The sequence below is a fragment of the Acinetobacter sp. RG5 genome (genome assembly GCF_031844265.1).
Taxonomy (GTDB): domain Bacteria; phylum Pseudomonadota; class Gammaproteobacteria; order Pseudomonadales; family Moraxellaceae; genus Acinetobacter.
The window spans coordinates 1-8,363 of the sequence record NZ_JAUZUV010000033.1 but is presented as its reverse complement, the minus strand read 5'-3'; the positions used below and the strand labels follow the sequence as shown (position 1 = coordinate 8,363).

Here is an 8,363-nt window from a genome sequence, read left to right as displayed (position 1 = left end):
GGTGCGGCTTTATAATTCGCAATAAAATTTAGTCTGCCTAAAGCATTTGTGTTTCCCGCAATCGCTATTTTATTGGTTGCTTGCTTGTTCCCCGCATTAAATTATTATGCTCTTGAAGCATCTGAAAAGTCATTTAACCAAACAACCAATTTTTTAAGTCAGCCAGTACATAAGTTTTCAGCAAATAAAATAACTGTACTTTGGGGCATGTGGTACATGAAAGCCCTATATTTAGCCATAGCAGGTTTAATTGGCTTTGGCATAGCTAAAGCTTTATATCCTGAAGTGATTTAAAAAAATTGGATATTTTTATTTAGAAATTACATTGTATGTTTACAACATAAATTGAGATATATAAAGATGACCCATTGAAATGGGATTAAAAAAAATACTTTATTTTTAATATTATAATTATATGTAGTTCAACTAATGGTGTGATAGGTTTTAGTTATAAACTTATTCATTCAGGAATTATATTGCTGAATAAATAAGTCTAATTGATTTATTTATGCAACCCAACTATTCATTTGATTCATTATTTTTAACTTGTTTTTGTTTAGAATTTTCAACTTTAGAAGCTTTTAAATTCTTTTCAAGAAATAACAAGCCGCCATCTGCATAACTAAAACTTGCGATACTAAAGAATGCACTAATTAACAGTAATTTAGTACAAAATTTATTTTTGAATAGCATGTTTATTTACTCTCATTTAATACTTGTTAGATATTCTAACTTTAAAGAATTAACACCCAGAGGACTCATAAATTACATTCTTGTAATTTTAAAATGTCTCAGGATGGTGTTTAAAGTGCGTGTGATAAATAGAAGTGTAATACAGGAAAATGGTAAGGTTTATCAGCCTAGTCATCTGTCCATTATGTAGAAAGAGCAGCACTTTAATGTTTATGCTGTTCCAATGTATTACATTCCTTACTTTCTATTTGTAACGTAATTTCAGTAATATTATGATTATGTTTTAGAACTTCTAAGGCCTTTTGATAGAGTTGATCTGTATTGCTATTCAGAGCAACCAAATGAGCAGTTAAATGAATATTTTTTGAGGATATAGCCCAGACTTTCAACTGATGAATCCCTTCAACGCCCTCTAGCTTCAATAAATCATTTCTTAACGACTCAATATCAATCTCATCAGGAACTCCTTCAAGCAGAATATTAATACTTTGTTTTAATAAAATCCAAGTTCGAGGTAAGACCCAGAAGCCAATTAACACAGCGATTACGGTATCAACCCACATCCACTGGGTAAAATAAATAACTATTCCTCCGATAATCACGCCTATCGATCCTAGAGCATCACTAAGAACTTCTAAATATGCACCTTTTATATTTAGACTTCCTTCAGCACTAGCAGAAAGGATTTTCATTGAAATCAAATTTACGACCAAACCAATGACCGCGACAATCATCATTTCAACACTTTGAATTTCAGCAGGGTTCGTAAAACGTTGATAAGCTTCATATACAATATATATTGCTACCACAAAAAGCATCACCGCATTAAACAGAGCCGCTAAAATTTCAAATCGCTGATAGCCAAAAGTTCTTTTATCATCTGCGGCTTTTTTACCAATTTTGATAGCGGCAAGAGCAATAGCTAAAGCGGCTACATCAGTAAACATATGAGCTGCATCAGATAACAAAGCCAAACTTTGGGTAATAAAAGCAGCGACAACTTCTACTATTAAAAAAGTAGTCGTTAAACCTAAGGCAACCATTAACTTCTTACTATTTTCTTCAGTAACAACCGCATGGCTATGATCATGATGTTCTGACATAAAATATTTTCCTTATTCTATTTATGATGAGCAGAGATATTGGATAACAGCCAATATCTCTGCTGTAAATCGACTAATCTATTGGATTAAGAAACTTTCTTTTCATTCATCCAGCGGTACAGTACGGGCAATAAAACCAATGTAAGCAGGGTAGAGGAGATAATTCCTCCAATAACCACTGTTGCTAAAGGTCTCTGTACTTCTGCCCCAGTTCCGGTTGCCAAAGCCATCGGGACAAACCCAAGGGACGCCACACAAGCGGTCATCAGCACAGGTCTAAGACGCAAAATTGCACCCTGCCACGTTGCATAATAAAGGTCATATTGTTGTCGCAACTCTTTGATAAAGGTGAGCATGACTAAGCCATTCAGTACAGCCACCCCCGATAGTGCAATGAAGCCAACCCCTGCTGACATGGATAATGGAATGTCACGCAACCACAACGCGATTAAGCCTCCACATAAGGCAAACGGTACACCACTAAAGACCAGTAAGCTTTCTTTGATATTATGGAATACAGCCATCAATAAAATAAAGATCGTCAACAATGCGAGCGGAACCACCAATTGCATACGCGCTTTTGCAGACATCAGATTTTGAAATTGACCGCCATAATCTATCCAATAACCGCTTGGTAATTCCTGTTTGGATAACGTGCTCTGAAGCTCTGTTACGAATGAGCCTAAATCACGTCCTTCTACATTTGCAGTAATAACCACTCGACGTTTACCATTTTCACGGCTGACCTGATTAATACCCAGGATATTTTCAACGCGTGCCACATCTTGCAGTTGGACTAAACCACCATTCGGCAATTGAATAGGAAGTAGCGCTAACTGTTCAGGACTACGCTGGGATTCATCTAGACGGATGACAAAATCAAAACGCTTGTCTCCCTGTAAAATTGTTCCAACATTCTGGCCACCGACACTTGTAGCTACCAGATCCTGAATTGCTCTTACCGACAAGCCATATTGTGCAGCTCTGGACTTATCCACCTCTACATTCAACAAGGGTAAGCCACTGGTCTGTTCTACATTAACGGCTGTCGCGCCTGAAATTGAGTTAATTTTTTGAGAAATTTTATTCGCTTCGCGATTTAGAATCTCCATGTCATCACCAAATAATTTGACACCCACATCACTTCGCACCCCTGAAATTAACTCGTTAAAGCGCAGTTCAATGGGTTGCGAGAACTCACTGTTATTTCCCGGCAATGTCGCTAAGAAAGTAATCATTCTTTGGCGAAGCTCATCAATCGTTTGTTTTGGATCAGGCCATTCATCATGAGGTTTTAACAGTACCACGCCATCTGAAATGTTGGGTGGCATAACATCTGTGGCCACTTCTGCTGTACCGGTACGGGCAAAGATCGCTTTAATTTCAGGAAATTCTTTCAACAGTAACTTTTCAGTATTTTCCTGCATTCTCAGTGACTGTTCTAACCCTGTACTTGGGGAACGCATTTGCTGAACAGCAAAATCACCTTCACCCAGTTGAGGTGCAAACTCGCTACCTGTTTGAGTGGCTAGCACGCCCGTAAGCACTAAAATACAGGCAGCCACAATAGTCACAAATAAACGAAGCTCATAGGCTTTATCTAAAAGCAGTTCATATTTGGTTTTAAGCCAATGCATCCAGCGACTTTCGGTTTCCTTGACTTCTCCAGTGACAAATAGGGCAACTGCGGCTGGCACAAAAGTGACAGATAAAATCATGGCCCCAATTAAAGCCAGTACAACAGTCATTGCCATAGGATGGAAAAGTTTGGCTTCTACACCCGTCAGGGTAAAGATAGGTAGATAAACCACCAAAATAATTAACTGTCCAAAGATGAGAGGACGACGCGCCTGTTTTGCAGCCAAGAAGACTTCTTTAAATCTTTCAGAACGGCTAAGTAAACCACCTTTCAGCTTCTGAGCTTCTGCTAGCCGACGGATACAGTTTTCTACAATAACCACTGCACCATCAATAATAATACCGAAGTCCAGTGCCCCTAAACTCATCAGATTTGCACTAATCTTCTGCTCTGCCATTCCCGTCAAGGTAAACAGCATTGACAGTGGAATAACGCAAGCCGTGATCAGCGCAGCACGGAAATTACCTAGAAAGAGAAATAAAATAACAATGACGAGGATTGCACCCTCAATCAAATTTTTCTGAACGGTTTTGATCGCCCGATCAACCAAATGCGTACGGTCATACACAGTCTCAATCACCACACCTTTAGGTAGCGATTGCTGGATCGATTGCACCTTTTCATCAATGGCTTGAGCAACGGTACGGCTATTTTCTCCCATCATCATCATGGCAATACCCAATACAGTTTCTTCACCATTATAGGTTGCAGCCCCTGTTCTTAAGTCATGACCAATTGAGACATTGGCGACATCTGCCACCCGAATCGGATAGCCGTTTTTATTGGCAATACTGATGTTCTGGATATCTTCAATCGTGTTTAAAGTGCCGGGAACACGAACCGTTAGCTGTTGTCCATTTTTCTCAATATAGCCAGCACCACGGTTTTCATTATTCTCTGTTAAGGCAGTTTGTAAATCAGACAAAGGAATTTGCAATTGTTGCAATCGGTTCAGATCAGGGGCAACCACATAGGTTTTATTAAAGCCACCGATACTGTTGATCTCAGCAACGCCTTTTACGCGCTGTAATTGCGGTCTTACAATCCAATCCTGAATTTCACGTAAATCCATCGCCGAATAAGGGGTTCCATCCGGCTTTTTAGCATTTGGTTCGGCTTTAATCACCCATTGATAGATTTCACCTAAACCTGTCGAAATAGGCGACATGTTAGGTTGCACATCTTCAGGCATTTCTCCCATTGCTTCTTGCAAGCGCTGGTTGATAAGCTGTCTGGCCCAGTAAATATCCGTGCCATCTTCAAAAATGATGGTCACTTGCGATAAGCCGTAGCGTGAAATCGAACGGGTTTGTTCCATTTTCGGCATGCCTGACATGGCATTCTCAATGGGATAGGTAATCCGCTGTTCCATTTCCAAAGCCGTAAAGCCATTGGCTGAAGTGTTAATCTGCACCTGAGTATTGGTAATATCTGGTACAGCATCAATCGGTAACTTTTGATAACTATAAATACCAATAGCAATCCAAGCCGCAATAAACAGCATGACCCAGATTGCGTTATGGATAGAAAACTGGATCAGTCGATCAAACAGTCCTTCAGGTTTTACCGATTCGTGGTCTGGAATTTGAGGAGTTTCAGTGCTCATGTGAAGCCTCTCCTTTTTCCAGCTCGGATTTCAGTAAAAAACTGCCTTGAGCGGCATATTTTTGTCCCTGACTAAGCCCACTCACCACTTCAATCCATTGGCTCTCCCCAGATGATTGCCCTAATTTCACAGGTTGCGGACTGAATTCAACTTTTTGTCCATGCTGAGTGGCGACAAAAACCACATCTTTTCCATCGACATTCTGAACTGCGGACTTAAGTACCCGTAATGCGGTACTTTCACTCCGTTGTTGCAACTGTACGTTCACCATCAAGTTTGGACGTAATTCGGTTGCATTCGATTCAACTTTTGCTCGCACCTGAAGACGACCTGTTTGAATATCCGCTTCAGTATTTAAAGTCTGAATAACAGCTTGATAAACCTTTTCTGTTTGCAAGGATTTAAATTCGATCTTTTGATTCGGGGCTAAGCCCATAATTTCAGAATTTGGAACAATAAATTCAAGCCAGAGTTGATCTAACCGGTCTATCGTAAAGAGTTGATCGGCTAACTGAACATTTTCCCCGAGAACCAAATCCTTTTTACTGATCACGCCAGAAATTGGGGCTTTTAAAATATAGCGCCCGTTACTAGCATTCACTGCACCAAATGCGCTTAAACGTGATTGGGCCGCTTGAACCTGAATTTGTGCCCGTTTATAACTGTTATAAGCCCGTTGATAGTCCTGTTTTGCTGAGATACCCTGTGACCACAATTGACGCTCACGCTCAAAGTCTTGTTTCGCCAGTTCCAGATTGGTTTGTTCAATTTTAAGATTGGCCTGCTGATCAACTAGATCAGGAACAAGCAATGTAGCCAAAGGCTGCCCTTTCTGAACTTTTTGGCCGAGTTCTACATAAACATTTTCTACATGACCGCTAAAACTCGGTGAGACATGCGCTTGCTGATCCGTATTCACATTCAGTTTGGCAGGATAAGAACTTAATTTAACCACCGGACCTTGATCGACCGCTGATAACTGTATGCCCTGTTCCACCAGTTGCTTGGCCGTCAGGCTCACGCCTTCTGCATGCTCTTCGGTTTCACCGCCATGTTCTTCACTTCCATGTTCCTCTGCGCCTTCTTCCTCTGCATGTTCATCTGATGTTTCAGATTTATTCTTACCCGTTAAGATCAAGAAAATACTGAGGAGTACGGTAGCGCCGATGACCAAACTAATCAGTAGGGGTTGAGAGATTTTTCCGCTCTGTTTTTTTAAGCTGTTTTTAAGATCGAACATGTTAATTTCCCCCACCAATGACAGGCATGGCCTGTATGTCTTGCCATAAATTTTGATTGATTTGTGCAATAGCATCTTTCGACATGACTTCACTTGGGCTAATGCCTAAGCTTAAACTTTCTGCTTCGATGGCCTTTTGCCAGCCCTCCCGTAACAACTGGACTTTACGCAGACGGATGTCTTGTAATTGAAGCGTGGCTTGCTGAACATCGGTTAAAGCAAACTTGCCTGCCAAGAAACCTTGTAGCGTCTTACTTTGAACTTGAGTCGCCAAAGGAATTTGAGTCTCGTCAACGACTTTGAATTGCAGCTCTAAACCCTGCAACTCGGTTAAAATTGTGCCTATTTGCAGCGCATTTTGCTTCAGATAAAACTCTTTCTGACGCTCTAATAAGTTCATTTTTTCTTGCGCGATTTTTATGCCATTTTGCTGACGATCGAAAATATTAAGCGGTACACTGACTCCGACTACTAATTGATTTTGTGTGGAGTTTTCCAAGGATTGGGTGCGGTTGACACCTAGGTTTAAAGTGGGGTTAGGACGTGCCTTTGCCCTTAGTTGATCAACCGTTGCTTGAGACTCTAATACCAGTAAAGCTCGATATTTCTCAACGTAGTTTTCCGCTAAATATTCTTGAACCTGCTGATGAGTCGATTTTGGCCAGAGCTTTTGTGAAGAGAGGTTTACCTGCAATGACTTATCAGAGGTTCCCCATAAATTTGATAATTGTTGGGTGGCCACTTGGACTTGTAAGTCGGCCTGTCTAAAAAGACGGATATTTTCAGCATGACTTAAACGTGCGCGATTCACATCTACTTGCGCGATACCGCCCGCAGTAAAGCGCTTCTCGATCGCTTTAAGGTTTTCTTCGCTCACCCGAAGTTGTTCATTGACAATGTTTCTTTCAAGTTCGGCAATGGCCAGTTGTGACCATACATATTTCACTGCAAGCTCAATTTGCGCTTGATAAATCTTCTGCTTCAGTGCTGTTTTATCTGTAGAGAGACTGGCTAATTTTTGGTTTGCTTTTCGCTCACCAAAAATATCCAAGGGTTGTGATATGCCAATGGTAAGCTCTTTTTCATTATTTGAACCAAATCCCGTTTGTTCAACTGACAGTTCAGGATTTTTAAACAGCTTACTTTGCTGAAGATTCGTGGCATTAATGCTGTTTTGCGTTTCCCAGAAATTTTGGGACGATTGATACTGGTTGACCTGATCAATGGCTTGTCGCAGCGTTAAATCTTGAGGACTGGCGACTACAGAAGTACTCAAGCTGATCATTGCTGATAGCAAGACACCTGTACGGAATGCTGACCAGGATAAATTCAGGATAGAAGTATCCTGATATAATTTGTTTTTTGACATGAAATGCCCCACACATAATAAGATTAGGAGTGGTGGGCTTTTATAAGACTACCCCACCAATAGTAGGGGCAAATCAGGAGGGGGTGTTAATTGATTCAGATAAGGGGATTTATAAAAAGTTCTTCCCAAATAAGATGGTGTAAGGACTGTCTCAAAATGAGTTTTAAGCTTCAAATCATCGGGTGGGTCAATCTGAATCACGATTGTATTTGAGAAATGACTGCACTTTTCGTTAAAACAAACCTTCTGACAATAGTCATAAATTTCTTTATAGTTTTCTAAGGAATAAAGTGCTTGACTAGGACTATCACTCTTTTCGTCTAAATCGATTGGATTAGAGAGTATTGAATTGGGTATGTTTGGCATTTCATGCAGACACGCAGCCTCTGCCACACTCCAAATATTCTGGAATGTGAATAAGAGTACCAATATCTGGATTAGAAATGTTTTTCTCTTCATACACAAATCTGTATTTAAAACACCAATAAGAAGCTGTCCAGATCTATCAAAGATCTGATCACAGAATTTGAGTAACCTTAAACTTTTTGCAGCCTTAAGTAAAGATATACAGAATTTTTGAAAAAAGCATAGGTCTAGATAATCAAGCTAGATTTTTTAGAACTCCACATTGGTCAATTGTACATAAGCCATCACAAGTACCTCTTAAATCAGATAATTGTTCAATAAGCTTTTGTTGCTTGATTATATTTTCC

The 8,363-nt window shown here is 40.0% G+C and carries 6 protein-coding genes and 1 pseudogene; 1 reads left to right on the top strand and 6 read right to left on the bottom strand.

The genetic code is table 11. From position 1 onward, the window contains the following. The first annotated feature begins 84 nt into the window (after positions 1–84). A complete protein-coding gene (locus tag Q9R21_RS14620) occupies positions 85–294 on the top strand; it encodes a hypothetical protein (RefSeq protein ID WP_228127370.1) in 210 nt (69 codons plus the stop codon). Between the two features lie 602 nt (positions 295–896). Here the strand turns inward: Q9R21_RS14620 and Q9R21_RS14615 are convergent. The 6 genes and pseudogenes from Q9R21_RS14615 to Q9R21_RS14590 all read right to left on the bottom strand — a co-directional run. Next, a complete protein-coding gene (locus tag Q9R21_RS14615; protein WP_311204760.1) occupies positions 897–1,796 on the bottom strand; it encodes a cation diffusion facilitator family transporter in 900 nt (299 codons plus the stop codon). Positions 1,797–1,882: 86 nt separating this feature from the next. Then, on the bottom strand, positions 1,883–5,041 hold the full coding sequence (locus Q9R21_RS14610; protein ID WP_004781064.1) for an efflux RND transporter permease subunit: 3,159 nt from the start codon (positions 5,039–5,041) through the stop codon (positions 1,883–1,885). Next, a complete protein-coding gene (locus Q9R21_RS14605) occupies positions 5,031–6,281 on the bottom strand; it encodes an efflux RND transporter periplasmic adaptor subunit (RefSeq protein WP_311204759.1) in 1,251 nt (416 codons plus the stop codon). Before Q9R21_RS14605 ends, Q9R21_RS14610 begins: the two co-directional genes overlap by 11 nt. 1 nt (position 6,282) lies before the next feature. Then, a complete protein-coding gene (locus tag Q9R21_RS14600; protein ID WP_311204758.1) occupies positions 6,283–7,650 on the bottom strand; it encodes a TolC family protein in 1,368 nt (455 codons plus the stop codon). Positions 7,651–7,698: 48 nt separating this feature from the next. Further along, entirely contained in the window at positions 7,699–8,109 is a 411-nt protein-coding gene (locus Q9R21_RS14595; RefSeq protein ID WP_025465702.1) for a hypothetical protein, read from the bottom strand. Positions 8,110–8,251: 142 nt separating this feature from the next. Continuing rightward, positions 8,252–8,363: pseudogene (locus Q9R21_RS14590) on the bottom strand (MerR family transcriptional regulator); the annotation flags it as partial.

Bases quoted from the DNA above. Each gene is read 5' to 3' on its own strand.
- Q9R21_RS14615 (WP_311204760.1), bottom strand. From the start codon at position 1,796: ATGTCAGAACATCATGATCATAGCCATGCGGTTGTTACTGAAGAAAAT.
- Q9R21_RS14610 (WP_004781064.1), bottom strand. From the start codon at position 5,041: ATGAGCACTGAAACTCCTCAAATTCCAGACCACGAATCGGTAAAACCT.
- Q9R21_RS14605 (WP_311204759.1), bottom strand. From the start codon at position 6,281: ATGTTCGATCTTAAAAACAGCTTAAAAAAACAGAGCGGAAAAATCTCT.
- Q9R21_RS14600 (WP_311204758.1), bottom strand. From the start codon at position 7,650: ATGTCAAAAAACAAATTATATCAGGATACTTCTATCCTGAATTTATCC.
- Q9R21_RS14595 (WP_025465702.1), bottom strand. From the start codon at position 8,109: ATGAAGAGAAAAACATTTCTAATCCAGATATTGGTACTCTTATTCACA.